Source organism: Pseudomonas sp. Pseusp88 (assembly GCF_047303955.1).
Lineage (GTDB): Bacteria > Pseudomonadota > Gammaproteobacteria > Pseudomonadales > Pseudomonadaceae > Aquipseudomonas.
In genome coordinates this window covers 104,052-130,393 of the sequence record NZ_JBGLYM010000013.1, presented here as the reverse complement: position 1 = coordinate 130,393, position 26,342 = coordinate 104,052, and the positions used below count along the sequence as shown (strand labels likewise).

The following is a 26,342-nucleotide window of genomic DNA, read 5'->3' as shown; positions in this document are numbered from 1 at the left end:
ACTTCGCGCCGGACTGCTGCAACGGTTGTCCGGCTGCGATCCCCGTGTGGGAGCAGATTTTTATCCGCGAAATCGATCTTACAGACGACGCCAATGCATCTAATGTAATACCGCCTTCGCGAATGAATTCGCTCCCACAATGGTTTCGCCGACAGGATTGGTGCGCTTTCCCCTCCCCTCAAATTCCGCTAAACCAGTTATACCCCTGATCTTCCCAATATCCGCCCAGGTTCTCGTTGCTGACGATGATCTCGACGATATGCTTGGGATTCTTGAAGCCCAGTTTGGTCGGTACCCGCACCCGCAGTGGATATCCGTAGTCCGGTGGCAAGGCGACTTCCCCGAAGTCCAGTGCCAGCAGGGTCTGTGGATGCAGCGCCGTGGGCATGTCCAGGGTGGAGTAATAACGGTCCGCACACTTGAAGCCGACATAGCGCGCCGTGGTATCGGCACCGATGGATTCCAGGAACGTCTTGAGCGGCACCCCGCCCCACTGGCCGATGGCACTCCAGCCTTCGATGCAGATCAGCCGGGTGATATCTGTGCGTTGCGGCAGCTTGCGCAGGCCGTCCAGGGTCCAGGGTTGTTTGTCCCGCACCAGACCGGAAACCGCCAGTTTGTAGTCGGAGATATCCAGGTCCGGCACGTTGTATTCGGGATAGAACGCATTGAACGGGAACGGATTGGTCAGCTGCGCCTTGCTGTAGACCGGCGCCAGTTTCTGCCCGCTGAACAGCCAGGCCTGGACCCGGTCGTTCCAGCGCGACATGGCCCACAGCGCCTTGTCGACCTGATCGCCGTCCTGCAGGTTGCAGCCGGTGAGCATGGCCATGGCGCCGACGGTCAGGCCGCCACGCAGGAAAGTCCGGCGCTGGATATTGGCCAGTTGCGTCTGCTGGGCCGGCTCAAGGCGAATGCCTGAGGTGATGCGCTTGCGCGGTTTATTCATGGCCTTGCTCCGCAGAATGACGCCCGCCCGTGATCATTGGCAGCAGGGTCCGTGGCACCAGCAGTACCAGCACCAGGTGCACGACGACAAAGGCACCGATGGCGGTCATGGCGACGAAGTGCACCTTGCGCGCCGTATCGAAGCCGCCCATAAGGGCAGCCAGTTCCTGAAACTGCACCGGTTTCCAGATCGCCAGGCCCGAGAGCACGATCAACACGCCCATGGCCAGCACAAGCCAGTACATCAGGCGCTGCACGGCGTTATAGCGCCCATGCTCGTGCACCAGGCGAAAGCGCAGCGCTGCGATTAAGTCACGCTTCACCGCAACCGGTGAAACGGGCAGCAGGTCACGCTTGAAATGGCGGCTGAACAAGCCATACAGCATGTAGACCAGGCCATTGATGACCAACAGCCACATCACGGCGAAGTGCCAGGCGATAGCACCGCCGAGCCAGCCGCCGAGGGTGAGGGATTTGGGAAAGGTAAAGGCGAACAGGGGCGATGCATTGAAGATCTCCCAACCGCTCATGAACATGCAGGTCATGCCGATGGCGTTGAGCCAATGGGTCAGGCGCACCGGCCAGGGATGAATGCGACGAGGTTTCATCGGGATCTCCTTATAGGCGCACCGCTCCTGCCCGCGAAGGGGCGCAGGCAGGATCGGCGCAGGCATCACTCAGCTTACATCGGCGGAGTGAAACCATCCTTGCCGACGGCTACGCCACGGGCACTCTTGCCGTCATCGGCCGGGAACAGCACGATCTTGGCGCCGGCCTTCAGCTCGCTGCGCTCACCCGGTTGCACGTAGGCAATCGGCACGTCTTCCGGCACCACCAGCTGTTTCTCGCCGCCCTTGTATTGCACGGTCAGGGTCCGGCCATTGGCCTTGGACAGCTTGCCCACGGTGCCATTGGTCATGGTGCCGGTGGTGCCGTCAGCGTTTTCCCAACCGTAGTGACCTTCGCCACTGCCCTTGAGGCTGGCTTCGAATACGGTCACTTCCAGGGCCTTGAGGCTGCCGTCTGACTGAGGGATCGCGGCAGAACCGACAAAGCTGTCGGCCTTGATCGAGTCCAGGTCAGTCTTGGAGATCAGGCGGATGCCGGTCTTGTCAGTCAACATGATGCTCTGGTGCTGGCCGGCGCGGGTGGTGTAGTTCAGGGTATCGGCCTGAACGCTGTCGATGGTGCCGCGCAGCGGCTTGACCACCGGCATATCGGCTGCCTGTGCGGCAATCGCGGCGCCGAGCATGAGCAAGCCGAACGTGGTGTGCAATGCAGTCTTCATCAAAGATTCCTTGGCAGGGGTGAATGTGCACCGATCATTGCGCGGCTACCGGCTCTCAGGCATGACCGGGGCGTGACATTTTTGTCATTTAACCGGTAGACCACGCAGATCGTTTATGTCGATCAAAGGAGTTGACACCATTCCTGACTATTGGTTACGTCGGGCTGTCAGTTGATAAACACAACCGACCAAGGCCTGGAACAAAACGGGCGCTTAACTTAATCGACATAAACAGCAAGGCTATCTGGCAGGCGCGATTGCGATTGCACGATGGCGGCTATCCAAAATAAAAATGGAATTTTTTATGCCAAGTAAAATCTGTAGACACAATATTTTATTCGCGACACTCTTCCTCGCGCACTCTGGCGCAGCGATAAGTTCGAGTCATCCGATGGCATTCCTTCATGCTGACAGAATTGCAGCGCAGTCAATCACAGGGTTCCCGGGGATGCTGATCGCTACGCGATTCATTTCCCCGTTTATAAATTCGTCAATACCTTCGAATGGTTTAGCCAAGTGCGCGACTCAACAGGCCACCCTCTGAAGGGGGTCACGATCGAACTGCATATGAATATAGATGACCATTCTCCCTTTGGCCGCCAGGTTTATCGCAAAGAAAGTAACCACGGTGGGGCCATGCTTACCAATATCACCCTACCCGCTTGCGTAGGGAGGTTTACCACAACTCCATTTGTGGGCGTATTCGATTTCAAGACCAAGTGGCAACTGACTTACAACACCGGCGACTGGTACATGAGCCCCGAAGGCCATGAAAGAGGAGGTGTCGGCAGACTAGATGGTGATCAGGTACCGTTAGTCCACATTTGTACGCAACGAATAGTCGATTAAAAAACAGCAAAAAATAACCATGCTAACGGCAAGTCATTCGTTAGCATGGTCTGCGCCGAATTTATCAAGATCGAGAAAAATACCGAGCAAATCTCCCATTCATTCCGTCAATTGTACGATCAACAAAACTGATCAACGCCTTGGCGTATTGGATGGCGTTTAATTTAAACTCAGAATTCTCATTTGCCAGCCTGGATAATAATCTTATTTCATCCGAACTTAATTTACCCGACGGAGAAAATGCCTTTAACCCCCTCGCTTTATCCACTACAAAAAGTGCGTCCTTCGGACTTGATCCTGACGCAACCATCTTTTCTTTTAATTCTTCAGTAGCCGAATCCACATCCCTGGCAAGCGCATTGGTATAGCTTTTCATCTGAAGTATTTTCCAATATTCGTAACTCTGCCAACTCGATGCATTAGAGATAGTTACACTACCATCTGTATTCTTGGTAACCTCCTGCCTAAGATCCGACTCATGATAAACCGCCCCTTCGGGAGTTCCCGGCTCACTCATCACTCGCAGGCAGTCCTCCTCGATACCCTTATCGAGAACAACGCCTTCTCTTTTCGCTTTGTGGTAGGCGGCTTCCACTGCCTGCTTATAAGTATGATTTGGATTGATGTTTATACATAAAGTCATGGTCATTCCTTATTATCAGTAGTCCCGGTCGGCTTAACGGCAACCGTCGAAAAAGACTGACTTGACATTGAGGAAGGGGATTTCTGCATTTCGTGTATGAAAAGACTTACGCCATGACTGGGAGCGGATTTATCCGCGAATATTGCATTTCAGGCGGTGAATTTATGCCGAATGAAGCGGCCTTTTCGCGAATGAATTCGCTCCCACAAATCGCGCCTACAGAATTCGCTCCCACTATGGACATCACCCCGCACTCGATGACAGAAATGTAACCGACAAGCGCCAGCCACTTGGTTAGACTTCAAGCCCGGCCGCACCAGACGACCTCCAGCATGCATATCCTCCTGATCGAAGACGACAGCAAAACCGGCGAGTACCTGAAGAAGGGCCTTGGCGAGTCCGGCTATAAGGTCGACTGGGCCCAACACGGGGCCGATGGCCTGCACCTGGCGCTGGAAAATCGCTACGACCTGATTGTGCTCGATGTGATGCTCCCCGGCATCGATGGCTGGCAGATCATCGAAGTGCTGCGCGCCAAACAGGATGTGCCGGTGCTGTTCCTGACCGCCCGGGACCAGTTGCAGGACCGTATCCGCGGCCTTGAACTGGGCGCCGATGATTATCTGGTCAAACCGTTTTCCTTCACCGAACTGCTGCTGCGCATCCGCACCATTCTGCGTCGTGGCGTGGTGCGTGAGGCCGATCACTTTCATCTGGCCGACCTGGAACTGGACCTGTTGCGCCGTCGGGTCACCCGCCAGCAGCAGGTCATCGTCCTGACCAACAAAGAATTTGCGCTGTTGCATCTGTTGCTGCGTCGCGAAGGCGACGTGCTGTCACGGGCGCAGATCGCCTCGGAAGTCTGGGACATGAATTTCGATAGCGACACCAATGTCGTCGACGTGGCGATCAAGCGCCTGCGCAGTAAGGTCGACCTGCCCTTCCCGGTCAAGCTGATCCATACCGTGCGCGGCATCGGCTACGTCTGTGAGGTGCGGCCATGCGAGCCCGACCGCCCAGCCTGACCCTGCGCTCGACCCTGGCCTTTGCCCTGGTGGCGATGATCAGTGTCGGCAGCGCGGGCATGTTCCTCTATGAAACCACCAAGGCCACGGTGTTCGAACGCTCCGACGGTGGCGTACTGGCGCGCCTGGATCATTTTCGCAAGCTGCTGCGCTATGACCTGACCCTCGACCAGTTGATGGCCAGCCCGCAGTTGTTCGAGAACATGCTCAATAACGAAGAAGATATCTTCATCCTTGGCGAGCCGGGCAAGGTACCGGTGATCCAGGTCAACCCGCTGCATGCTCAGTTGCCAGGCCTGGAAACCGTCAAGCAGGACCAGCCTCTGCGCATATCCGATCTGCGCAGTGGCGTCAGCCCCCAGGGCATTCCACTGCGGGCGGCGTCCGTGCAGGTGCTGGCCAATGGCATCGAGCTGCATTTGCAGGCCGCCCATGTCCTGAACAAGGAAATGGCCATGCTCGCGACCTTCCGCCAGCGCATCTATGCCGCGATGGCCATGGCTTTTTTGATCACTGCGCTGCTCGGTTATGTCCTGCTGCGCCGGGGCCTGCGACCGTTGCGCGACATGGCCGCCCATGCTGCCGTCATCACCCCGGCACGCCTGCACAATCGTCTGGACTACCACGACACCCCCGTCGAACTGCACCAGTTGGGCGAGGCCTTCAATGCCATGCTCGACCGCCTGCACGATGGCTATCAGCGCCTGACCCAGTTTTCCGCCGACCTGGCCCATGAAATTCGCACCCCGGTGGGTTCGTTGATGGGGCATTGCCAGGTCGCGTTGCGCCAGCCACGCAGTGCCGATGAATATCAGGCATTGCTGGCCTCCAATCTGGAAGAACTGGAGCGGATATCGCGGTTGGTGGAAAGCATCCTGTTCCTGGCCCGGGCCGATGAAGCGCAATCAGTACTGGAACGCCAGCCCCTGCAACTGCATGACGAACTGCAACGGGTGACCGGGTATTTCGAGGGACTGGCCGAAGAGCGCCAACTGATTCTGCATACCCAGGGCGACGGCAGCGTGCAGGCAGACCCGATCCTGCTGCGCCGGGCATTAAGCAATCTGGTAGCCAATGCCATCCGCTATGCCGATCCGGACAGCACCATTACCCTGCGGGTCGAACAGCGCGACGGTCATTGCCTGATCGAGGTCGACAATCAGGGACCGGTGCTGACCGATGCGGCCCTGGGCAAGCTGTTCGACCGCTTCTACCGGGGTGACGCCTCGCGCAACCAGAGCTCCGACTCCAATGGCCTCGGGCTGGCCATTGTCGCCGCCATCATGCATTTGCACGGTGGTCGGGTCAGCGTGGCGCAGCCGACCTATGGCCGAATCTGCTTCACGCTGGCTTTTCCGACAACGCGTTGATCAGTAATGAAAGCGCTTGATGGCTTCCGGCAGACTGAAAGAGACCGGCTCAGGTTGCTCGCTCAATCGCGCGACAATGAACAACTTGTTGACGTCGTAGACCATGTGTTCAAGAAAGCAATTGACCATGCGATAGCGCTCGATGGTGAACCACTGATTCATGATCCGCATCTTTTCCTCCATATCGCCATCGTCACCTTCTGCCCCGCTGCCGGGACCATAGACGTTATGACTTTCGAAGAGCAGATAGCCGCCGGGCTTCAGGCATAACGCGATTTTCCTGATGTAGTTTTCAAACCCCATATTCAGGTTGCCATCGATCGTATGGTGGTTGGAAAACGACAGCACTACATCGAACTTCTGCTCCGGCTGGTATTGGGTGAAGTCACCCTGAACAATCCGCACATTAGTGCGCTTCAAATACCTGGCCGTATCCACGGCAATCTTGTTGAGATACGGATTGAGCTCAACACCCAGCACCGACTTGGCCCGGCGCGCGCAGTAGGCTGCAACGAATCCACAATTACTGCCGATATCGAGCACTTCGGCATTGTCCAGCAGGCTGTCGACGTCATATTGGCGAAAGCGGAAACCCGTTGGCTTGGCACCCGTGATGCCGATCTCCTCGAGCCCCTGGTAGTAGTAACCCTGGGTGTACTGCTTGCCCTTGGGCCAGTTTTTCTTTTGTTCATTCAAGTGCCGTCGCAAGCGCCGGTGAATGAAGAAATGGCCCCTGGCCAATCCCCTCCAGAAATCGAAGAACGACATCTTTACGCCATAGGAAATCGCCATACATGCTCTCTTGGTCTGGATTCCGGGAGTGTCAATAACCCTGCGACACCCCCGCTTTTTATCCTTTCCTAGCTAAAGTCGTGCCGCCTCAGGACTTCTTGTCGTGATTGATCGTCAGCGTATAAAACGTCGCCGCTCCGCCTTCGGTGGCATATCCCGTGTTGTCCTGGGTATAGACCCCGGCCTTGAAGTACAGCTGCTTGCTGCCCCAGGACGGATCAAGGGCCGCGCTCCAGTAGAAGTTGGCGGCGTTGATACTCAGGTTGCCGTTGGCTGTGAGGTGAATGGTGTAGGTGAAGCGCTGGTTCAACTTCACGCCGGTGGCGATTTCGATCACCAACGGCTCGGAGGTCGGCGTCGGGCGAAACTTGGCGACGATGTTGCCGGTCGCGGTTTTCTCCTTGTACTGATACTCCAGTTTTACCAGCGGCTCGGTGCTCTGGTAGCAATGAATCTGGCCGATGACAATCTTGCCGCTTGATGGCACCTGGCTAACCATCAGCGCCGCCCGCAGAAAGTTGTCTGCCTGAGAAAACAGCCAGTTGTGCACGCTGCCATCGGCATTGGTCTCGCGCAGTTCGGTGCGCGGGTAGATGGCATTGTCAGTCTTGCTGCCGGTGACCGGAGCCCAGAAAAACAAGGTGTCGCCTGAGCGGAAATAACCATCCTGGTAACCCTGGACCAAGCGCGGGGTGGCGATGGTCAGGGCGGGTGTGCCGACGGGGACTGAGAGATTCCAGGTGGCGAGATCGATCATGACAGTAGCTCGTTGGCGCGCTTTGCACACCGGTTCAAGGTTTCGGACCGGTGCCTGCGACACCGGATTTGTGACCTCACGGCTATCGGCTGAATCGTTTATTTTTTAAACAGGGCAGTCGCCAACAAACTGGCGAAAAGGCCGGCGCAGGGCGGTTGTGCCATTATTTTGAGATCATGTTTGAAGGCGGGGCGAAAAGGGGTGTTTCCATGCAGACGTTGAAAGACGGGGCGGAGCGTCATTCCAGTGGCGTCATTTTTTTGATCGACTGGTGATAAAATTTCGCAAAAATAGTTCCTTGAATACAGATTTTACCGACAAGCGGTCGTCATAAGTCAGCCTCCCAATAACCTGTGGTAGTGAGTTCCCTGGGAGCGAACTCATTCGCGAATAGGTTCAGACGACGGATATCCGTTGATGTACCGCCGTCTTCACGGATAAATCCGCATCTCCCAAGGTCAGCACTTGAGCTATGCCGTCACATCAGCGCTGATACCTGCGCACCACACTCGTATTGCCTAGCACATGCCCCTTGAGCCGCGCGCGCAGTTCGGTTGAGGTCAACCCCGCTTCGATGGCATCAGGGGCCAGGTCCAGGGCATAGAGCTGAATGACGTAATGGTGTGGGCTGTCGCCAACCGGCGGGCAGGGTCCCAGATAGGTGGTCACGCCGCGGGTGTTCTTGCCGCCGACGCCGGGCAACTTGCCCTCGCCCCCGACATTCCGGGCCAGTTCCCGGACATCGGCAGGCAAACCGTAATGCACCCAGTGGTCGACACCCAGGCCCTTCTGGCCATCCGGATCCTGCAGGATCAGGGCAAAACTGCGGGTCCCGACCGGGACCTCGTCCCAGCGCAACGCCGGAGAAATATTATCGCCGCCGCATTCACCGACGTTGCTGGCGTTTTCGCGACTGAAAAAAGCGCCATCGCCCGCCCCCGGAGTCTGCACATTAAAGGGTTGGCCAGCCTCGGCCACGCCCGTCAGACCCAACAGCAGAGCGCCGCTCACCAACCAGTGGCGGCGCAAGTATCGCGTTATACCCTGCATAAACATCCCTCTTCCAATCAGACCCACAGGATAGGCCATCCCGAGTGGAGCATCAGTAGCGTGGCCACTCGGCATTTTTCATTTGACGGCAGGCTTTTGTTACTGGATATTTAGTTAGCTTCCTAATAATATTGCAGCTAGCAATATGAAGCCTAACTATTACCTCGCGCGAAATGGTCAAGCCATGCCACTCGATCTCCTGCAAATGAACGTCACCGGCGGCATGGTCGCCGCGTCCCGCCAATGGCGACGCATCTGCCAGACCACGCTGTCCTCCTCGGGCGTGTCCGAAGCCTGCGCGGCGCCGCTGCTGATGATCATGCGTCTGGGTGATGGTGTGCGCCAGGTCACCGTTGCTCATGCCTGCGGTATGGAAAGCCCGTCCCTGGTGCGCCTGCTCGACCAATTGTGCAAGGCCGATATCGTCCTGCGCAGCGAAGACCCCACCGACCGTCGCGCCAAATGCCTGAGCCTGACCGATAGCGGTCGCACCATCGGCCTGTCGATCGAGAATGAATTGATCCGCCTGCGCCGCGATGTGCTGCAAAAAGTCGCCCCGGCCGACCTCGAAGCGGCACTGCGGGTGTTCAGGGCTTTCGCCGATGCCACCAGCCCGGACAACCCGGAGGCACTGTGAAAGGCTTTTTCGAAGGCGTGCCACCGGCACGGGACTGGTTCTACGGCGTTCGTACCTTTGCCGCGTCCATGCTGGCGCTGTACATCGCGCTGATCATGGAAATGCCCCGCCCTTACTGGGCCATGGCCACGGTCTATATCGTCTCCAGCCCTTTCGTCGGCCCTACCAGCTCCAAGGCGTTGTACCGTGCCCTGGGCACCCTGGCCGGGGCAGCGGCTTCGGTCTTCATCGTGCCGATGTTCGTGCAGACCCCGTTTCTGCTCGCGGTAGTGATTGCCCTGTGGACCGGCACCCTGCTGTTCCTTTCCCTGCACCTGCGTACAGCCAACAGTTACGCGCTGATGCTGGCGGGCTACACCATGCCGCTGATTTCCCTGCCGGTGGTGGATAACCCCCTGGCCGTATTCGACATCGCCGTGGCCCGTACCGAAGAGATTTTCCTCGGCATTGTCTGCGCCGCCGTGGTCGGCAGCATGTTCTGGCCGCGGCGCCTGGCGCCGGTGCTGCACGACGCCACCGCCAAATGGTTCAGCGACGCTTCGGCCTACAGCGATCGTTTTCTCAGCCGCACGGCTCAGGCCGAGGCCATCGCCGCCCTGCGCACGGCCATGGTCACCACCTTCAATGGTCTGGAAATCATGATCGGCCAGTTGCCCCATGAAGGCGCCCGGCCCCAGACCGTACGCAATGCCAAGGAACTGCGCGGGCGGATGATCCACCTGCTGCCGGTGATGGACGCGCTCGATGATGCGCTGTGGGCACTGGAGCGGCGTACCCCGGAACAACTGGCCAACCTGGCGCCGCTGTTGATCGAGACCCGGGCCTGGCTGGAAAACACCGCCCAAGGCCCGCAGGATCAACAATGGCGCGCCCTGCACGCCGAGCTGGAACGCCTGCAACCCACCGCCATGCAATTGGATGATCGCCGCCAACTGGTGCTCTCCAACGCGCTCTACCGCCTGGGCGAATGGATTGACCTGTGGCAGGACTGCCGCAGCCTGCAACTGGCCATCAATACTGACGACCAATCGCCATGGCGCGCCGTCTATAGGCACTGGCGGCTGGGTCGTCTGACACCCTTCCTCGACCGCGGCCTGATGCTCTATTCGGTTGCCACCTCGGTGCTGGCGATCATCGTCGCCTCGGTGCTGTGGATTCTGCTGGGCTGGCAGGACGGTGGCGCCGCCGTCGCCCTGGCCGCCGTGGCGTGCAGCTTCTTCGCCGCCATGGACGACCCGGCGCCGCAGATCTACCGGTTCTTCTTCTGGACCCTGCTCTCGGTACTGTTCGCCAGCCTGTATCTGTTCGTGGTGCTGCCCAACCTGCATGACTTCCCGATGCTGGTGCTGGCCTTTGCGGTGCCCTTTATCTGCGTCGGCACCCTGACCGTGCAACCGCGCTTTTACCTGGGCACCCTGCTGACCATCGTCAACACCTCATCCTTTATCAGCATCCAGAGCGCCTACGACGCCGACTTCCTCAATTTCCTCAACTCCAACCTGGCAGGTCCCGCAGGTTTGTTGTTCGCCTTTATCTGGACCCTGGTGATGCGCCCGTTCGGCACGGAAATGGCCGCCCGGCGCCTGACCCGTTTCAGTTGGTCGGATATCGTCACCCTGACCGAACCCGCGACCCTGGCCGAGCACCGGCGCATGGGCGTGAAAATGCTCGACCGGCTGATGCAGCACCTGCCGCGCCTGGCCGCCACCGCCCAGGACACCGGTATCGCCCTTCGTGAACTGCGCGTCGCCCTCAACCTGCTCGATCTGCTGGCGCACATTCCGCGCGTCCATGCCGCACAGCAGTTAATGCTGCGTCAAGTGGTGCATGAGGTGGGCAGCTATTTCAAGGCCTGCCTCAAGGCCCGTGAACGCCTGGTTGCGCCCAAGGGTCTGTTGATGACCATGGACCGCGCCCGCCGTGCGCTGAGCAGCCAGACCCTGGCCGACGATCCGTCGCGCCTGCACCTGCTGCACGCCCTCAGCGGCCTGCGCCTGGCATTGCTGCCGGGTGTAGAGATAGTCGATCTCGCCAGCGAGCACGAAGAACAACCGCCCTATGGCATTGATGGAGCCCCCGTATGATCGGTGACCTGGATATCAGCGGGGTCTTCGTCCCGACCTTTCTGGCGCTGATGGGCATCGCCTACCTGCTGTTCGTGCCGCTGCATGCCCTGCTGCTGCGAGCGCATTTCTACCGTCTGGTCTGGCACCGGGCCTTGTTCAACGTCTGTCTCTACGCCCTGCTGCTCGGCGCCGTGGACACCCTCAGTCGATATTTGATGACATGAAAAAACCGCTGCTGACTTTGGGCCGTGTGGTCCTGACCCTGCTGATCGTGATCTTCGCCGCCACCGTCGTCTGGCGCATGGTGCTGTACTACATGTACGCGCCCTGGACCCGGGACGGGCATATCCGCGCCGATATCATCCAGGTCGCCCCGGACGTATCCGGGCTGATTCAGAAAGTCGAAGTCACCGACAACCAGCAGGTGCGCAAGGGCCAGGTGCTGTTCACCATTGATCAGGATCGCTTCCGCCTCGCCCTGCGCCAGGCCCAGGCCACCGTCGCCGAGCGTAAGGAAACCTGGGAGCAGGCCCAGCGCGAGAACAAGCGTAACCGTGGCCTGGGCAACCTGGTCGCCCGGGAGCAACTGGAAGAAAGCCAGTCCAAAGAAGCCCGCGCCCTGTCGGCACTGAACGAAGCCCAGGTGGCGGTGGATGCAGCACAACTGAACCTCGACCGCTCGGTGATCAAGAGCCCGGTGGACGGCTACCTCAACGACCGTGCACCGCGTGAACACGAGTTTGTCAGTGCCGGCCGCCCGGTACTGGCGGTGGTGGACAGCAACTCGTTCCATATCGACGGCTATTTCGAGGAAACCAAGCTCGACGGCATCCATATCGGCCAAGGTGTGGACATCCGTGTGATCGGCGACAACGCCCGCCTGCGCGGCCATGTGGTGAGCATCGTCGCCGGTATCGAAGACCGCGACCGCACCAGCGGCAGCAACCTGTTGCCCAACGTCAACCCGGCGTTCAGTTGGGTGCGCCTGGCCCAGCGCATTCCTGTGCGCATCGCCTTCGATGACGTGCCCAAGGATTTCCGCATGATCGCCGGGCGTACGGCCACGGTGTCGATCATCGATGACAGCAAGACACAGAAAGACGGCGTTGCCGCCCCAGGAGCCGCGCAATGAAACACAGCGCACGCCTGACAGCTCTTGGTTTCAGCATGTTGCTGGCGGGCTGCCAGATGGTCGGCCCGGATTACCACCTGCCCAAGGATGCCGCAGTCAATCGCCCGGATTTGCAGGGTGAACTGGCTGGCACCTCGGTGAATGTAGTGTCGGCGCCGGTTCCCCAGGACTGGTGGCGCCTGTATCAGGACCCACGGCTGGACGCCCTGGTGCAGCAGGCCCTGGCCTCCAATACCGACCTGCGCGTCGCCGCCGCCAACCTGCAACGGGCCCGTTACCAGAATGCCGAGGCCCAGGCCGCCGGTGGCTGGAGCGGCCAGGCCAAGGCCGGGGCAGAACGTATCCAGGAATCCGGACAAGCCTTCCTGCTGGAGGAAAAGGTCCCGGTGGCCAATGTCGGTGACGTCGGCATCAGCACCTCGTACCAGTTCGATCTGTTCGGCACGCTGCAACGCGGTATCGAAGCGAGCCAGGCCAATATCGATGCAACCCAGGCTGCCGCCGACACCGCGCGGATCACCCTGGTCGCCGACGTGGTGCGGGCCTACACGCAAATCTGCGCGGCCAACGAAGAACACGAAATCGCCCTGCACTCCCTGGACCTGCAACAGCAAAGCCTGAGCCTGACCCAGCGTCTGCGCGATGCCGGGCGCGGTGACGAGACTCAGGTCACCCGTTCCCAGACCCAATTCAAGTCTTTGCGCGCCGAGCTGCCGCGCTACGAAGCCGCGCGCCAGACCGGGCTGTATCGCTTGTCGATGCTGCTGGCCAAGCCCCTGGAGCAATTGCCCAAGGGCGTCGACAGCTGCAACGAACTGCCCCATATCGCCCAGGTCATGCCGGTGGGCGACGGCGCCTCGCTGCTGGCACGCCGTCCGGATGTGCGTCAGGCCGAACGGCGTCTGGCGATGTATACCGCAGGCATCGGTGTCGCCACCGGCGAGCTCTACCCGAGCGTCAGCATCGGTGCCACGGTGGCCACCGTGGGTATCCTCGACGATCTGGGCAAGCCTTCGACCAATCGCTGGGGGTTTGGCCCACTGATCAGTTGGACCATTCCCAGCAATGGTTCGCGCGCGCGCATCCATGAAGCCGAAGCCTCGACCCAGGCGGCCCTGGCGCATTTCGACGGTGTGGTGCTCAATGCCATTCGCGAGACCCAGACCGGTCTTGCCGAGTACACCGCCCTGCTGGAACGCCGTGACGCCCTGGCCGACGCCGAGACCTCCGCACAGCAGGCCGCCGACCAGACCCACCGCTTCTATCAGGCTGGCCGCGCGTCCTTCCTCGCCGATTTGCAGGCGACCCGTACCTACACTGACGTACGCGCTCAGCTCGCCGCCGCCAATACCCAGGTGGCCATGGGGCAGATCAACCTGTTCCTGGCGCTGGGCGGAGGTTGGGAGGGCCCGCAAGCCGCGCCGAAAAAATAACCGTATATTGTGGGACCGGCTTTAGCCGGTCCCACAGAAATTCATCGACTTGCGCGGCCTCTTCGCGAATAAATTCGCTCCCGCCCTGTCCTATGGGTCGTCACCCCCCTTTTAAAAGACGGAGCCCCCCATGCGCACTCTCGAACTGGCAGGCAAAGATGTTCCGGTAATCGGCCAGGGCACCTGGCATATGGGTGAGGATCCGGCGCAGGGCTCGGCCGAAATCTCGGCGCTGTGCCAAGGCATCGAATTGGGTATGACCCTGATCGATACCGCCGAAATGTATGGCGAAGGCGGCGCCGAGGAAGTGGTCGGCAAGGCCATTGCCGGGCAGCGCGACAAGGTCTTCGTAGTCAGCAAGGTCTATCCGCACAATGCCAGCCGCCAGGGCGTCGCCGCTGCCTGCGAGCGCAGCCTGCGGCGCATGAAGACCGACTATATCGACCTCTATCTGCTGCACTGGCCCGGCCAGCACCCACTGGAAGAAACCGTCGCAGCCTTCGAAAGGCTGCGCGAGAGCGGCAAGATAGGCCGCTGGGGCGTGTCCAACTTCGATGTCGCCGATATGTTCGAACTGGGCGATCCGGCCTGTGCCACCAATCAGGTGCTGTACAACCCCGAGGCCCGGGGTATCGAGTTCGACCTGCTGCCGTGGATGCAGACCCAGCGCATGCCAATGATGGCCTACTGCCCTATCGGCCAGGCGGGCAATCTGCTGCATCACCCCGAACTGCTCAAGGTCGCCGCCCGGCACAACGCCACCGCCGCTCAGATCAGCCTGGCCTGGGTGTTGCGCAATCCCGGCGTCGTGGCAATTCCCAAGGCGGTCGATCCACTGCATCTGCGCCTCAATGCGGCGGCTGTTCAATTGCAGCTGACCGATGAAGACCTGCTCGATCTGGATCGCGCCTGGCCGGCACCGACGCGCAAGCAGCGCCTGTCTATGGTCTGAACGAAGCAGCAACTCAGTAACAACAAGCAACAAACTGACACAAAACTGAAATAACAGCTTGTCATGCTCCCGACATATTTCAGTTTGCCAAGGATTGGCAGCCTCACCGTCCAGCGAGCAACCATGAACCAAAGCATCGTCCAGAATCAAAAGGATTCCGATCTTTTCGGCCTGCTTTACGGTTTCCGTTTCCGCCCCGGAGAAAGCGGTCGGGAAATCGGCTCAGCGACAGCACTGGGCTGTCTGCGTGAACCGGAAGACCCCGAGGAGTTCATCTGGCTGCACCTGAACCTGGCCCACGCTGGCTGCGAGCGCTGGATGAAGGCCAATCTGGATCTGCCCGAAGAATTTTTCGAAGCCCTGCACGAAGGTTCGCGCTCGACCCGCATCGAACACGTCGACTCGGCCCTGCTGGCGGTAGTCAACGATGTGGTCTTCGACTTCAACATGGTTTCCACCGATATATCGACCCTTTGGGTCTGTACCCTTGGCCATCTGTTGATCACCGCCCGCCTGCAACCCTTGCGCTCGGTGGATAAGCTGCGTTCCTCGGTCAAGCGCGGTGAGCATTTCCGCTCGCCCCTGGAGCTACTGGTGCACCTGCTGCGCGATCAGGGCGAAGTGCTGACCCAGTTCCTGCGCAAGACCAGCATCAGTGTGGACAAGATCGAAGACCAGTTGCTGTCCCAGCGCCTGAGCAACAACCGCTCGGAACTGGGCGCCATGCGCCGGGTGCTGGTGCGCCTGCAGCGTCTACTGGCGCTGGAACCCGGCTCGCTGATGCGTCTGCTGCACAAGCCGCCGGTATGGCTGCTGGAAGAAGACGTGCAGGAGCTGCGTCAGTCCACCGAAGAATCGTCCCTGGTGATCAACGACCTCACGGCCCTGGGCGAGCGGATCAAGCTGTTGCAGGAAGAAATTGCCGCCAATCTCAACGAACAGAGCAGCCGCACCCTCTACACCCTGACCGTGGTCACGGTACTGGCCCTGCCGATCAATATCGTCGCCGGTTTCTTCGGCATGAACGTCGGCGGCGTGCCGCTGGCCACTGATCCGAACGGCTTCTGGGTGCTGGTGGCAGTGGTCGCCAGTTTCACCCTGATCACTGCACGCTGGGCGTTTCGCAAGCGTTCGGACTGAATCGTGGTGTTGTTGGAGCGAGGCTAGCCCGCGAATGATTCACCTCGGTGAATCCGATGGACCTTGGTCTGCCCGTTCCGCGGGTAAACCACGCTCCAACGGAACCGTATTTCCGACAGTACGTTGATCCAGGTCGCATATCTGTAACATTTTGAAATGATCATGCTCAATACCCTTACAAAACAGGATTTGCATGATGGCGACCAATACAATGACGGCCGACGCGCTTGGGAAAAGCGCCGGGGCCAGTCACAAGTTCGGCGGCAAGCCGGGGGTCATGACCATGGTGATGTTCTTCGCCGTGCTCGCCCTGGGTTTGCTGTACACCGCTTTCAGTCTCAAGCAGGACATGGACGATCTGCATACCGTCGTCACCACCTGGACGCCGTTCCTGCTGTTGGGCGTGGCCTTGCTGATCGCCCTGGGCTTTGAGTTCGTCAACGGTTTCCATGACACCGCCAACGCGGTAGCCACGGTGATCTACACCCACTCCCTGCCGCCAAGTTTCGCGGTGGCCTGGTCGGGTCTGTTCAACTTCCTCGGGGTGCTGTTTTCCAGCGGCGCGGTGGCCTTCGGCATCATCGCCCTGCTGCCGGTAGAATTGATCCTGCAAGTCGGCTCTTCCGCCGGTTTCGCCATGATCTTCGCCCTGCTGATCGCCGCGATCCTGTGGAACCTCGGCACCTGGTGGCTGGGCCTGCCCGCCTCGTCGTCGCACACCCTGATCGGTTCGATCATCGGTGTCGGCGTCGCCAATGCCCTGATGCACGGTCGTGATGGCACCAGCGGCGTGGACTGGACCCAGGCCAGCAAGATCGGCTATTCGCTGTTGGTCTCGCCTCTGGTCGGTTTTGGTGCTGCCGCGCTGCTGCTACTGGCCATGCGCCTGTTCATCAAGAACCGTGCGCTGTACAAAGCGCCTGAAGGCGATGCACCGCCACCATGGTGGATTCGCGGTCTGCTGATCCTGACCTGCACCGGTGTGTCTTTCGCCCACGGCTCCAACGATGGTCAGAAAGGCATGGGCCTGATCATGCTGATTCTGGTCGGCACCCTGCCCATGGCTTACGCCCTGAACCGCACCATGCCAGCCGATGAGGCCCTGCGGTTCTCTGCGGTGGCCGAAGTCACCCAACAGGCCCTGGTCAAGAGCGTGGCCCAGCCCGCCCCTGCCGACTCGCGCAAGGTACTGTCCGCCTATCTGGTGAGCAAGGAGGCCACTCCCGAGCTGACGCCAGCACTGGCAGTGATGGTCGGCAAGATCGGCAATGACGTTAAAGGCTACGGCTCCCTGGATAAAGTGCCGGCCGAAGCGGTTTCCAACGTACGTAACGACATGTACCTGACTTCCGAAACCATCCGCCTGATGGACAAGAACAAGGCGGTCAGCTTCGACGCCGATACCCAGGGCAAGCTCAAGCTGTTCAAGGATCAGATCGATAACGCCACGCGCTTTATCCCGCTGTGGGTCAAGATCGCGGTCGCCATCGCTCTGGGCCTGGGCACCATGGTGGGCTGGAAGCGCATCGTCGTGACCGTTGGCGAGAAGATCGGCAAGACCCATATGACCTACGCCCAGGGTGCCTCGGCGGAAGTGGTGGCGATGGTCACCATCGGCGCTGCGGACATGTACGGGCTGCCGGTCTCCACCACCCATGTGCTGTCCTCGGGTGTCGCCGGCTCCATGGTCGCCAACGGCTCCGGCCTGCAACTGCGCACCCTGCGCAACCTGGCCATGGCCTGGGTCCTGACTCTGCCAGCGGCAATCCTGCTGTCGGGCTCGTTGTACTGGGTGTTTACCAAGCTGTTCTAACACTTGCGCTTGCTACAACAAAAAGCCCACACCAATGTGTGGGCTTTTTGTTTTCAGAGAGTCTTGAGCCTTCATGTTTGGGACCGGCTTGAGCCGGGAAGGCGTCTTCGCTGCTCATTGAAATGCAGCGGATGTACCGGCCCTTTCCCGGCTAAAGCCGGTCCCAGGGAGCAAGAGGCTATTGATCCAGCGGATCCTGCGGCACCTCGCCGCCCTCGGCACTGGTATCGATACTCACCACCACCGACATCCCCGGCCGCAGGCGATCTGCCTCGGGCTGGTCGGCGTCGACAATGATGCGCACCGGAATGCGCTGGGCGATCTTGACGAAGTTGCCGGTGGCGTTGTCGGCCGGCAACAGGCTGAACTCGGAACCGGCAGCCGGGGAAATGCGCTGTACGCGACCGTGCATCTTCTGATGGTTCAGGGCATCAACCGTGAAGGTCACCGGCTGACCCAGGCGCACGTTAGCCATCTGGGTTTCCTTCATATTGGCGATCAGCCACAGGTGCTTGGGCACCAGTGCCATCAGTTGCGCCCCGGAGTTGACGTAAGCCCCCAGGCGCACGCCGATCTGGCCGAGCTGGCCGTCGCGCGGGGCGAGGATGCGGGTATTGGTCAGGTCGATGCGGGCCAGTTCGATGGCCGCTTCGGCGTTGGCAACCGAAGCTTCCAGGGATGCGCGGTTGACGATCACGGTTTGCAGATCCTGCCGGGAGATTTCCAGGGTTGCCTTGGCCTCGGCCACGGCGGCAGTGGCCTGAGCGTCGGCGGCGCGAGCGACGTCCAGTTCACTTTTGGAAACGGAACCGTCGGTAACCAGTGCCTGGCTGCGGCGCAGATCGGCGGCCGTCTTGCGACTTTGCGCGATGCTGCTGTCCAGCGCTGCCTGGCGCTGGGCGATGGTCGCCTCGGCACTGCGGCGCTGTTGCAGGTTATTGGCGAGCGCGGCCTTCTGCACACCCAATTGCGCCAGGGCCTGATCCAGATGCTGCCGATAGATACGGTCATCCAGACGCACCAGCAGATCGCCGGTCTTGACGAACTGGAAGTCCTTGACCGGTACTTCATAAACGTAGCCGCTGAGTTGCGGGCCGATGATCGTTGTCTGGCCGCGAACCAGGGCGTTGTCGGTGGTTTCGATGGGGCTGCTGAACGGCGGCAGTTGCCAGGCATACAGCACGATCAGCACGCCGGCCAGGGCGACGCTGGCGAAGATCAGCGACGAGATCACCCGGGTACGCAGTGAACGCGGTTCGCTGGTCGGCGCGGCTGTCACCGGGGGTGGCGGCACGGACGGTGGCGGTGTGGGAACAGGTGCAGCTGGCGGTGTCGTTTCGGTCATGAAGAGTGGGCGCCGTCGGGTTGAACTGGGAGCGAACTTACCGGCACTGGGGCCGCCGGTTCTATGGGTTTTGTGCTCATTTTCAGCCAGAGCGCCCGGGCCGAGGTCCAGACCATGGTCAGCACGGCGATCAGGGCAATAAGCATGAACATATCGTTATAGGCCAGAACGTTGGCTTCGCGAGTGGCCAGGGCCGCGAGGCTGCGCATGCCCTGGCTGGTGCGCAGGGCCGGGTCGGCGAAAAAGCTGGCGTAGGCGCCGCTGGCACTTTGCAGACGAGCCACTACCTGAGGATCAAGCAAGGTCACGTGTTCGACCAACAGGCTGGAGTGAAACTTCTCCCGTACCACCTGAAAGGTGCCGAACGCCGCCGACCCAATCAGACCGCCAACGCTCTGGGTAATCCCGAACAGCACGGAAAAACTGATCAGGTTGCGCGAATTGCTGATCACCCCGCTGATCCCCAGGACCATGGTCGGCCCGAGGAAGAAGGTGCCGCCGAAGGCCAGCAGGAACTGGCTGAAATACATGTTCGACTGCCGGGTCAGACTGGTCGATCCGCTGTCCATCCAGGAGCCGATGGCAATCAGGGCCAGAGAGATGATCAACGGTTTGAACAGATGCAGCGGGTTGATCGTCAGGACGCTGGTGGCCAATCCTGCAACGCTGCCCAGCAGCATGACCAGATACAGGGTGCGCAACTGCTCGGCGCCCATGTTCAGGGTCTGCAAGAAGCCGATGGCCCCGGTTGCCGGTTCAGACAATACGACCCGAAACAACGTCACCCCAAGGGCCAGGCGCAAAATCCGCCCACTGCCCAGCCAGCGGGTGATCAGCAAGGGCCGGGCACGGTTATGTTCGATGGCCAGGCCACCAATGATCAGGACAATGGCACACACCGAAGTGATGCCGATCCACGGCGCCTCCAGCCACCAGTCGATACGTCCCAGGGACAGTACCGCACACAATGCCGCGAAGCCGCCGGCCAGGAGGCCGAAGGTAAGGAAGTCGAGTTTCTCGAACGCCTTGAAACGATCGCCCGGCGGCAATTTAAGCAGCAACACGCAGCCCAGTGCCAGCAGCGCCATGCCCAGTTCGAACAGGTACAGGCCCCGCCATTCGGCAATTTCCAGCAGGTCCTCGGAGAACAACCGGGCCAGGGGAATGGCCAGCTGCGAAGTGCCCAGCCCCAATACCAGCGCCTTGATCCGCCATTTCTGCGGGAAGGCCTGGATCATGTAGTACAGGCCAAGCGAACTGAGCGCCGCCCCCACCATACCGTGGGCCGCGCGTACGGCAATAGCCGAGGCGATATCGTTGACGAACAGGTGGGCCAGGGTCACCAGGGCATACAGCACCAGGAACACCTCGGTAAAAGCGCGCAGGCCGAATTGCTGGCGGAATTTCACCAACAGCAGGTTCATCGACACGTTGGTCATGACGTAGGCAGCAGGCAGCCAGGCGATTTCCGCCGACGTGACCCCCAAAGGCCCTTGCAGATACGGCAGGTTAGCCACGACCAGCGCATTACCCAGGCCCCCGGTCAGGGCCACGATCACGCCAACGACAGCGAAAGCCAGGCGCTTGGCCGTGGGATGCAACGGCGTGGAGGGCGACCCTGGCAACGTCGGCCGCTCATGGGGTGCCCAGTCATGCGGGGCGTACTTGTCAGTCATTGACCTGAGCCTGAAGGATGCTGCGCCGGGACGTCCGTAACAAATAGCATATAGCCATTTGCGGCAACACGGACGGTTGGAGCGAGGCAGGATCAGGGAGTTCGATCCGAGCTGTAAACACAGGACAAATAGCGCGGGACCGGCTTTAGCCAGCAAAAGGCCAGCAGCATTAATACATATGTTCTGCCTGTGACTCAGCTTTCCCGGCTAAAGTCGGTCCCACCTTGATTCAGCGCCCCCCTAACCAATCATGCGTAACGCCGAGTCAGCCGTTTTGGCGGGCTCTACCCCGTGAATACTGGCAATGCGGTGCTTGAGCATGCCGCCATTGCGACGATTGGCCACCGCATTGATCTCCGCCAGGATCGACAAGGCAACGCTTTGCGGGGTATCGCCGCCCAGGTCCAGGCCGACAGGATAATGCAGCCCGGCGAATGCAGGCTGTTCACGCAAGCCTGGGTCCAGTTCATCGAGCAAACGTTCTGTGCGACTGCGCGGGCCAAGCTGGCCGATATACACCGGGTGCGCATTAAGGGCAGCTTCCAGCCAATGACGGTCCTGACTGTAGCTGTGGGTCATGATCACCACCGCAGTACCATCGAGCACTGCAGGCAGTGGCTCACTCAGCGCAATCGCAAGGACCTGGTCAGCCTCGGGAAAACGCTCGGCACGCGCATATTGCGGGCGGGCATCGATCAAGGTTGTGTGCCAGCCCTGCAAGCGAGCCATGCCCAGCAGCGGCGCGGCATCATGCCCGGCACCGAAAATCACCAGGCGCCGTGGCGCCGGAATGAACTCCAGCAAGACTTCCACCGTGCCGCCCGCCCCTTCATACAGGCAACTGGCTGAACGCTGCAGGTCGAGTACTGCCTGCAGGTCTTCGGCAATGCTTGCGGCCAAGCCCTGGTCGCGTATTTCGCTCAGCAGGCCATCAACCGGAGCCAGGGCCAGACGCTCGCCAACGGCGGTAAAACGCGGGTTCTGACTGTCGATCACCGTCGCCAGAGCGGCGGGTCGCTGACTCGTCTGCACCTGCCGCAGTATCTGCACCGGTAACGACGGCTGCCCCGCCATGACCCGTTCAAACAGAATATGCACCGTACCGTTGCAGCCCAGGCCGAAACTCAGTTCCGCCTCTTCCAGATCGTCATCGTCTTCGCCGGTGCTGTAGGTACGGATAACCGGCTTGCCGCTTTCGGTCAGCCACCAGGCCTTCTTGCTGACATCACTTTCCAGACAACCGCCGCTGACCGTGCCAGTGGCGCTGCCCAGTTGCGGGATGACCATACGCGCGCCAGGACGGCGGTAGGCCGAGCCCTCCACCTTGACCACCGTGGCGATAACTGCGTCCTGCCCGTCAACCTGCGCAGCGTCCAATGCGGCGAGCAGTTGCGATTGATCGTTCATTGGATTTCCCCTGAACCTGATGAACCCATCCCCCATCGTCGCGCACCCGCAGGCGGGACGATTGAATCGGCGTTGCATAAATTGCATGGCCGCACAGCCTTGATTCAAGACCAATGCCATTCTGACGGCAGGTGGTTAATTAAATTCATTATCTGTCGAACGACATGGAACATTCATCGAACAGCGAACATCATACCCATTTGCCATATAAAACAGCTGAGCACCGTTAAGACCGGAGAACGCCCTGATGAGCAGCCCCGCAACCAAAGGCTACGAAGCCACCGAGCCCAAGACATTGCTGCAGCGCTATCGCAGCGTGCGCAGCCGTACCGAACAGTTGATCGCGCCTCTGGATGCCGAAGATATGGTCGTGCAGTCGATGCCCGATGCCAGCCCGGCCAAATGGCACATGGCCCATACCACCTGGTTTTTCGAAACCTTCCTGCTCACTGGCTCACTCACCGACTATCCGATATTCGATGCGGACTTTGGCTACCTCTTCAATTCTTATTATGAAGCCCTTGGCCCGCGCTACCCACGTCCTCAGCGCGGGCTGATGACACGTCCCGGCGTAGCGCGGGTCCTGGCGTACCGCAAACATGTCGATGAGCATATGGTCACGCTGCTGCAATCGCCCCAGGCCGAAGAACTGCGCAGCCTGATCGAACTGGGCCTGGCCCATGAAGAGCAGCATCAAGAACTGCTGCTGATGGACATCCTGCACCTGTTCAGCCTGTCGCCCCTGCGTCCGGCCTACGACACCCAATGGCCGCAGGACCTGCCGGGCCGTCGCGGCCAGTTCAAGCCGCTCAAGGGCGGCCTGACCCAGATCGGTCACACCGGACCAGACTTTGCCTTCGACCACGAAGGCCCGCGCCACACCACCTATCTGCAACCCTTCGAAATCAGCGATCGCCTGGTGACCAACGGCGAGTGGCTGGCGTTCATGCGCGACGGCGGATACCGCCAGGCTGGCCTGTGGCTGTCCGAAGGCTGGAACCTGATTCAGAACAACGGTTGGGATGCGCCGCTGTACTGGCAGCACGACGAGCAGCATGGCTGGCAGCACATGACCCTGCGTGGCATGGAAGCCATCGACCCGGACGCCCCCGTCACCCATATCAGCTATTACGAAGCGGCCGCCTTCGCCCACTGGGCTGACGCCCGCCTGCCCACCGAGGCCGAATGGGAAGCCGCAGCGGTCGCCGGGCTGCTGGAACAGGTCGATGATGTCGCCTGGCAATGGACGCAAACGGCCTTTAACGCCTATCCGGGTTTTCGGCCTGCGGCCAGTGCCGTGGGCGAATACAACGGCAAGTTCATGATCAACCAGATCGTCCTGCGTGGCGGCGCCAGCAATACCTCGCCGGGACATTGCCGGGCCACCTACCGCAATTTCTTCCAGACCGAAAAGCGCTGGGTGTGCTCGGGGTTGCGACTGGCGCGGGATGCGCGGTTGCCGGAAGGACTGAACCCGAAAACCTGATTTGGCAAAAACAGGCTGAATGAAGGTGCTCTACCGTGGGACCGGCTTTAGCCGGGAAGACGCCCTGTCAGGCGATAGATATACGTCGATCATACTTGTGTCTTCCCGGCTAAAGCCGGTCCCACATTATTGAGTCATTTACCGTCTGCAACGCGTCATATCGCAAAAACGTCCACTCTGCCTGTCACATTTGCCAATTGTCTTTTGCAGGTGCGCTGCTAGTGTGTCTGGCACATGCAAAACAATAAAAATTGCAGGGAGCTAGTAATGAGTTCACAGGTTTTACCTGCCCATACCATTGACCGCCAGCCCGTCAACGACAGCATTCTGGTGGAGGTGCGCAACCACATCGGTCACCTGACGCTGAACCGCCCGGCCGGGCTCAATGCGATCGATCTGGACATGGTCCGCACACTGCACCGGCAGCTCGAACGCTGGGCCGAGGATGATGGCGTGTATGCCGTAGTCCTGCGCGGCGCCGGGGACAAGGCGTTCTGCGCAGGGGGCGATATCCGGGCGCTGTACGACAGTTACAAGAGCGGCCAGCGCCTGCATCTGGATTTCTTCGCCGAGGAATACGCCCTGGATCTGGCGATCCACCATTACCGTAAACCGGTGCTGGCGCTGATGGACGGTTTTGTTCTCGGTGGCGGAATGGGTCTGGTGCAAGGCGCTGACCTGCGAGTGGTCACCGAACGCAGCCGCCTGGGCATGCCGGAAGTCGCCATCGGTTATTTCCCCGATGTCGGCGGCAGTCATTTCCTGCCACGGGTGCCCGGCGAACTGGGTATCTATCTGGGGGTCAGCGGCGTGCAGATCCGCGCCGCCGATGCGCTGTATTGCGGCCTCGCCGACTGGTTCCTGAACAGCGATCTGCTGCCGCGCCTGAACCACATGCTCGATCACCTGGCCTGGAAGAAGAGCCCGCTCAAGGACCTGCAAGGCGTGCTGGCAAAAATCGCCACCCAGCGCCTGCCCGATCCCCCCTTGGCGCATCTGCGCCCGGTCATCGATCACTTCTTCGCCCTGCCGGACCTGGCGAGCATCATCGAACAACTGCGCGCGGTCACCGTCGCTGACAGCCATGAATGGGCCTTGGCCACTGCGCAACTGCTGGAAAGCCGTTCACCCCTGGCCATGGCCGTAACGTTGGAGTTGCTGCGGCGCGGCCGTCATCTGTCGCTGGAAGATTGTTTTGCCCTGGAACTGCATCTGGATCGCCAATGGTTTGCCCGGGGCGATCTGCTCGAGGGCGTGCGTGCCCTCATCATTGATAAAGACAAGAAGCCACACTGGAACCCGCCCCGCGTGCAGGAGCTCAATGCCGAGCATGTGGCGAGTTTCTTCAGTGGCCAGGAGAGCTGAACCATGCAAGACCTGGAATTGAGCGAAGAACAAATCATGATCCGCGACATGGCTCGCGAATTCGCCCGCAATGAAATTGCCCCTCATGCCCAGCGCTGGGAAAAGGCTGGCTGGATCGACGATGCGCTGATCAGCAAGATGGGCGAGTTGGGGCTATTGGGCATGATCGTCCCGGAAGAATGGGGCGGCACCTACATCGACTACGTGGCCTACGCCCTGGCCGTAGAGGAAATCTCGGCGGGCGACGCCGCTACCGGCACGCTGATGAGTGTGCACAGCTCGGTGGGCTGTGGCCCCCTGCTCAAGTACGGCAGCGCCGAGCAGCAACAGCACTGGCTGCCGCGCCTGGCCAGCGGTGCTGCCATTGGCTGTTTTTGCCTGACCGAACCCCAGGCCGGTTCCGAAGCCCACAACCTGCGCACCCGTGCCGAGCTGCGTGACGGCCAGTGGATCCTCAATGGCGCCAAGCAGTTCGTCAGCAACGGCAAGCGAGCGCAGTTGGCGATTGTGTTCGCCGTGACCGACCCTGAGCTGGGCAAGAAAGGCCTGTCGGCATTCCTGGTGCCCACAGACACACCCGGCTTCAGTGTCGACCGCAGCGAACACAAGATGGGCATCCGCGCCTCTGACACCTGCGCGGTGACACTCAATGATTGCCGCATCCCCGCCGCCAACTTGCTGGGCGAGCGCGGCAAGGGCCTGGCGATTGCCCTCTCCAACCTCGAAGGTGGGCGCATCGGCATCGCCGCCCAGGCATTGGGCATCGCCCGGGCGGCGTTCGAAGCGGCGCTGCTGTATGCCCGTGAACGAGTGCAGTTCGACAAACCGATCATCGAGCATCAAAGCGTGTCGAACATGCTCGCCGACATGCACACCCGCATCAACGCTACGCGTCTATTGGTACTGCACGCGGCGCGATTGCGCAGTGTCGGCAAGCCCTGCCTGTCGGAGGCCTCCCAGGCCAAGCTGTTCGCCTCGGAAATGGCAGAATGGGTCTGCTCCAAGGCGGTCCAGATTCATGGCGGCTACGGCTATCTGGAGGACTACCCGGTGGAGCGTTATTACCGCGACGCCCGAATCACCCAGATCTACGAAGGCTCCAGTGAAATCCAGCGCCTGCTGATTGCCCGGGAGTTACGCCATTACCTGACGTAAACCGGCGCATTTG

The 26,342-nt window shown here is 60.3% G+C and carries 23 protein-coding genes; 13 read left to right on the top strand and 10 right to left on the bottom strand.

Annotated elements, in window-relative coordinates:
• Positions 1 to 178: 178 nt before the first annotated feature.
• From ACCD02_RS17785 to ACCD02_RS17770, 4 genes are all read right to left on the bottom strand, one after another.
• Positions 179 to 949, bottom strand: a complete 771-nt coding sequence (locus ACCD02_RS17785; RefSeq protein ID WP_413304398.1) for a molybdopterin-dependent oxidoreductase — start codon at positions 947 to 949, stop codon at positions 179 to 181.
• Positions 942 to 1,556 carry a cytochrome b/b6 domain-containing protein gene (locus tag ACCD02_RS17780; RefSeq protein ID WP_413304396.1) on the bottom strand — a complete coding sequence of 205 codons (615 nt, stop codon included), beginning with the start codon at positions 1,554 to 1,556 and terminating at the stop codon, positions 942 to 944. Before ACCD02_RS17780 ends, ACCD02_RS17785 begins: the two co-directional genes overlap by 8 nt.
• A 74-nt stretch (positions 1,557 to 1,630) precedes the next feature.
• Positions 1,631 to 2,236 (bottom strand): hypothetical protein, encoded by a 606-nt coding sequence (locus tag ACCD02_RS17775; protein WP_259102266.1) that lies wholly within the window; start codon positions 2,234 to 2,236, stop codon positions 1,631 to 1,633.
• 913 nt (positions 2,237 to 3,149) lie between these two features.
• Positions 3,150 to 3,728, bottom strand: coding sequence for a hypothetical protein (locus ACCD02_RS17770; protein WP_413304393.1), 579 nt, complete (start codon positions 3,726 to 3,728; stop codon positions 3,150 to 3,152).
• Between the two features lie 332 nt (positions 3,729 to 4,060).
• Here ACCD02_RS17770 and ACCD02_RS17765 point away from each other — a divergent pair, with 332 nt between their 5' ends.
• Both ACCD02_RS17765 and ACCD02_RS17760 read left to right on the top strand, forming a co-directional pair.
• Positions 4,061 to 4,753 (top strand): heavy metal response regulator transcription factor, encoded by a 693-nt coding sequence (locus tag ACCD02_RS17765; protein ID WP_413304391.1) that lies wholly within the window; start codon positions 4,061 to 4,063, stop codon positions 4,751 to 4,753.
• On the top strand, positions 4,729 to 6,123 hold the full coding sequence (locus ACCD02_RS17760) for a heavy metal sensor histidine kinase (RefSeq protein ID WP_413304388.1): 1,395 nt from the start codon (positions 4,729 to 4,731) through the stop codon (positions 6,121 to 6,123). Before ACCD02_RS17765 ends, ACCD02_RS17760 begins: the two co-directional genes overlap by 25 nt.
• On the opposite strand, the gene ACCD02_RS17755 is transcribed toward ACCD02_RS17760, so the two are convergent.
• From ACCD02_RS17755 to ACCD02_RS17745, 3 genes are all read right to left on the bottom strand, one after another.
• Positions 6,124 to 6,915 (bottom strand): class I SAM-dependent methyltransferase, encoded by a 792-nt coding sequence (locus tag ACCD02_RS17755; protein ID WP_413304385.1) that lies wholly within the window; start codon positions 6,913 to 6,915, stop codon positions 6,124 to 6,126. It abuts the gene before it with no gap.
• A gap of 88 nt (positions 6,916 to 7,003) precedes the next feature.
• Complete coding sequence (locus tag ACCD02_RS17750; protein ID WP_413304382.1) at positions 7,004 to 7,672, bottom strand: polysaccharide lyase family 7 protein; 669 nt, start codon at positions 7,670 to 7,672, stop codon at positions 7,004 to 7,006.
• Between the two features lie 483 nt (positions 7,673 to 8,155).
• Positions 8,156 to 8,722: a YbhB/YbcL family Raf kinase inhibitor-like protein gene (locus ACCD02_RS17745; protein WP_413304379.1), complete on the bottom strand. Its 567-nt coding sequence runs from the start codon at positions 8,720 to 8,722 to the stop codon at positions 8,156 to 8,158.
• Positions 8,723 to 8,906: 184 nt separating this feature from the next.
• Between ACCD02_RS17745 and ACCD02_RS17740 the strand changes: the two genes are divergently transcribed.
• The 8 genes from ACCD02_RS17740 (at position 8,907) to ACCD02_RS17705 (ending at position 17,895) form a co-directional block, all read left to right on the top strand.
• Complete coding sequence (locus tag ACCD02_RS17740; protein ID WP_413304377.1) at positions 8,907 to 9,359, top strand: MarR family winged helix-turn-helix transcriptional regulator; 453 nt, start codon at positions 8,907 to 8,909, stop codon at positions 9,357 to 9,359.
• Positions 9,356 to 11,443 carry an FUSC family protein gene (locus ACCD02_RS17735; RefSeq protein WP_413304374.1) on the top strand — a complete coding sequence of 696 codons (2,088 nt, stop codon included), beginning with the start codon at positions 9,356 to 9,358 and terminating at the stop codon, positions 11,441 to 11,443. The genes ACCD02_RS17740 and ACCD02_RS17735 overlap by 4 nt, the downstream gene beginning before the upstream one ends.
• Entirely contained in the window at positions 11,440 to 11,649 is a 210-nt protein-coding gene (locus tag ACCD02_RS17730) for a DUF1656 domain-containing protein (protein WP_259102282.1), read from the top strand. Before ACCD02_RS17735 ends, ACCD02_RS17730 begins: the two co-directional genes overlap by 4 nt.
• Positions 11,646 to 12,557, top strand: a complete 912-nt coding sequence (locus ACCD02_RS17725) for an efflux RND transporter periplasmic adaptor subunit (protein ID WP_413304370.1) — start codon at positions 11,646 to 11,648, stop codon at positions 12,555 to 12,557. Before ACCD02_RS17730 ends, ACCD02_RS17725 begins: the two co-directional genes overlap by 4 nt.
• On the top strand, positions 12,554 to 13,990 hold the full coding sequence (locus ACCD02_RS17720; RefSeq protein ID WP_413304368.1) for an efflux transporter outer membrane subunit: 1,437 nt from the start codon (positions 12,554 to 12,556) through the stop codon (positions 13,988 to 13,990). The genes ACCD02_RS17725 and ACCD02_RS17720 overlap by 4 nt, the downstream gene beginning before the upstream one ends.
• A gap of 130 nt (positions 13,991 to 14,120) precedes the next feature.
• Positions 14,121 to 14,942: an aldo/keto reductase gene (locus ACCD02_RS17715; RefSeq protein ID WP_413304365.1), complete on the top strand. Its 822-nt coding sequence runs from the start codon at positions 14,121 to 14,123 to the stop codon at positions 14,940 to 14,942.
• A 123-nt stretch (positions 14,943 to 15,065) separates the two neighbouring features.
• On the top strand, positions 15,066 to 16,082 hold the full coding sequence (locus tag ACCD02_RS17710) for a transporter (RefSeq protein WP_413304363.1): 1,017 nt from the start codon (positions 15,066 to 15,068) through the stop codon (positions 16,080 to 16,082).
• Positions 16,083 to 16,278: 196 nt separating this feature from the next.
• Complete coding sequence (locus ACCD02_RS17705; RefSeq protein WP_413304360.1) at positions 16,279 to 17,895, top strand: inorganic phosphate transporter; 1,617 nt, start codon at positions 16,279 to 16,281, stop codon at positions 17,893 to 17,895.
• A gap of 178 nt (positions 17,896 to 18,073) precedes the next feature.
• Here ACCD02_RS17705 and ACCD02_RS17700 read toward each other — a convergent pair whose 3' ends face one another.
• From ACCD02_RS17700 to ACCD02_RS17690, 3 genes are all read right to left on the bottom strand, one after another.
• A complete protein-coding gene (locus ACCD02_RS17700) occupies positions 18,074 to 19,240 on the bottom strand; it encodes an HlyD family secretion protein (protein WP_413304357.1) in 1,167 nt (388 codons plus the stop codon).
• Positions 19,237 to 20,916, bottom strand: coding sequence for an MFS transporter (locus ACCD02_RS17695; protein ID WP_413304354.1), 1,680 nt, complete (start codon positions 20,914 to 20,916; stop codon positions 19,237 to 19,239). The genes ACCD02_RS17700 and ACCD02_RS17695 overlap by 4 nt, the downstream gene beginning before the upstream one ends.
• Before the next feature lie 240 nt (positions 20,917 to 21,156).
• Positions 21,157 to 22,323, bottom strand: a complete 1,167-nt coding sequence (locus tag ACCD02_RS17690) for an XdhC family protein (RefSeq protein ID WP_413304351.1) — start codon at positions 22,321 to 22,323, stop codon at positions 21,157 to 21,159.
• Positions 22,324 to 22,570: 247 nt separating this feature from the next.
• On the opposite strand from ACCD02_RS17690, the gene egtB reads away from it, so the two are divergent.
• The 3 genes from egtB to ACCD02_RS17675 all read left to right on the top strand — a co-directional run bounded on the left by egtB (position 22,571) and on the right by ACCD02_RS17675 (position 26,329).
• A complete protein-coding gene (egtB, locus tag ACCD02_RS17685) occupies positions 22,571 to 23,809 on the top strand; it encodes an ergothioneine biosynthesis protein EgtB (protein WP_413304348.1) in 1,239 nt (412 codons plus the stop codon).
• Between the two features lie 267 nt (positions 23,810 to 24,076).
• The gene (locus ACCD02_RS17680; protein WP_413304345.1) at positions 24,077 to 25,174 is read left to right on the top strand and encodes an enoyl-CoA hydratase/isomerase family protein; all 1,098 of its coding nucleotides are present in this window, start codon (positions 24,077 to 24,079) and stop codon (positions 25,172 to 25,174) included.
• Positions 25,175 to 25,177: 3 nt separating this feature from the next.
• Positions 25,178 to 26,329 carry an acyl-CoA dehydrogenase family protein gene (locus ACCD02_RS17675; protein WP_413304342.1) on the top strand — a complete coding sequence of 384 codons (1,152 nt, stop codon included), beginning with the start codon at positions 25,178 to 25,180 and terminating at the stop codon, positions 26,327 to 26,329.
• Positions 26,330 to 26,342 lie beyond the last annotated feature (13 nt).

Coding starts and splice junctions, on each gene's coding strand:
- ACCD02_RS17785 (WP_413304398.1), bottom strand. CDS start 949: ATGAATAAACCGCGCAAGCGCATCACCTCAGGCATTCGCCTTGAGCCG.
- ACCD02_RS17780 (WP_413304396.1), bottom strand. CDS start 1,556: ATGAAACCTCGTCGCATTCATCCCTGGCCGGTGCGCCTGACCCATTGG.
- ACCD02_RS17775 (WP_259102266.1), bottom strand. CDS start 2,236: ATGAAGACTGCATTGCACACCACGTTCGGCTTGCTCATGCTCGGCGCC.
- ACCD02_RS17770 (WP_413304393.1), bottom strand. CDS start 3,728: ATGACTTTATGTATAAACATCAATCCAAATCATACTTATAAGCAGGCA.
- ACCD02_RS17765 (WP_413304391.1), top strand. CDS start 4,061: ATGCATATCCTCCTGATCGAAGACGACAGCAAAACCGGCGAGTACCTG.
- ACCD02_RS17760 (WP_413304388.1), top strand. CDS start 4,729: ATGCGAGCCCGACCGCCCAGCCTGACCCTGCGCTCGACCCTGGCCTTT.
- ACCD02_RS17755 (WP_413304385.1), bottom strand. CDS start 6,915: ATGGCGATTTCCTATGGCGTAAAGATGTCGTTCTTCGATTTCTGGAGG.
- ACCD02_RS17750 (WP_413304382.1), bottom strand. CDS start 7,672: ATGATCGATCTCGCCACCTGGAATCTCTCAGTCCCCGTCGGCACACCC.
- ACCD02_RS17745 (WP_413304379.1), bottom strand. CDS start 8,722: ATGCAGGGTATAACGCGATACTTGCGCCGCCACTGGTTGGTGAGCGGC.
- ACCD02_RS17740 (WP_413304377.1), top strand. CDS start 8,907: ATGCCACTCGATCTCCTGCAAATGAACGTCACCGGCGGCATGGTCGCC.
- ACCD02_RS17730 (WP_259102282.1), top strand. CDS start 11,440: ATGATCGGTGACCTGGATATCAGCGGGGTCTTCGTCCCGACCTTTCTG.
- ACCD02_RS17725 (WP_413304370.1), top strand. CDS start 11,646: ATGAAAAAACCGCTGCTGACTTTGGGCCGTGTGGTCCTGACCCTGCTG.
- ACCD02_RS17720 (WP_413304368.1), top strand. CDS start 12,554: ATGAAACACAGCGCACGCCTGACAGCTCTTGGTTTCAGCATGTTGCTG.
- ACCD02_RS17715 (WP_413304365.1), top strand. CDS start 14,121: ATGCGCACTCTCGAACTGGCAGGCAAAGATGTTCCGGTAATCGGCCAG.
- ACCD02_RS17710 (WP_413304363.1), top strand. CDS start 15,066: ATGAACCAAAGCATCGTCCAGAATCAAAAGGATTCCGATCTTTTCGGC.
- ACCD02_RS17705 (WP_413304360.1), top strand. CDS start 16,279: ATGGCGACCAATACAATGACGGCCGACGCGCTTGGGAAAAGCGCCGGG.
- ACCD02_RS17700 (WP_413304357.1), bottom strand. CDS start 19,240: ATGACCGAAACGACACCGCCAGCTGCACCTGTTCCCACACCGCCACCG.
- ACCD02_RS17695 (WP_413304354.1), bottom strand. CDS start 20,916: ATGACTGACAAGTACGCCCCGCATGACTGGGCACCCCATGAGCGGCCG.
- ACCD02_RS17690 (WP_413304351.1), bottom strand. CDS start 22,323: ATGAACGATCAATCGCAACTGCTCGCCGCATTGGACGCTGCGCAGGTT.
- egtB (WP_413304348.1), top strand. CDS start 22,571: ATGAGCAGCCCCGCAACCAAAGGCTACGAAGCCACCGAGCCCAAGACA.
- ACCD02_RS17680 (WP_413304345.1), top strand. CDS start 24,077: ATGAGTTCACAGGTTTTACCTGCCCATACCATTGACCGCCAGCCCGTC.
- ACCD02_RS17675 (WP_413304342.1), top strand. CDS start 25,178: ATGCAAGACCTGGAATTGAGCGAAGAACAAATCATGATCCGCGACATG.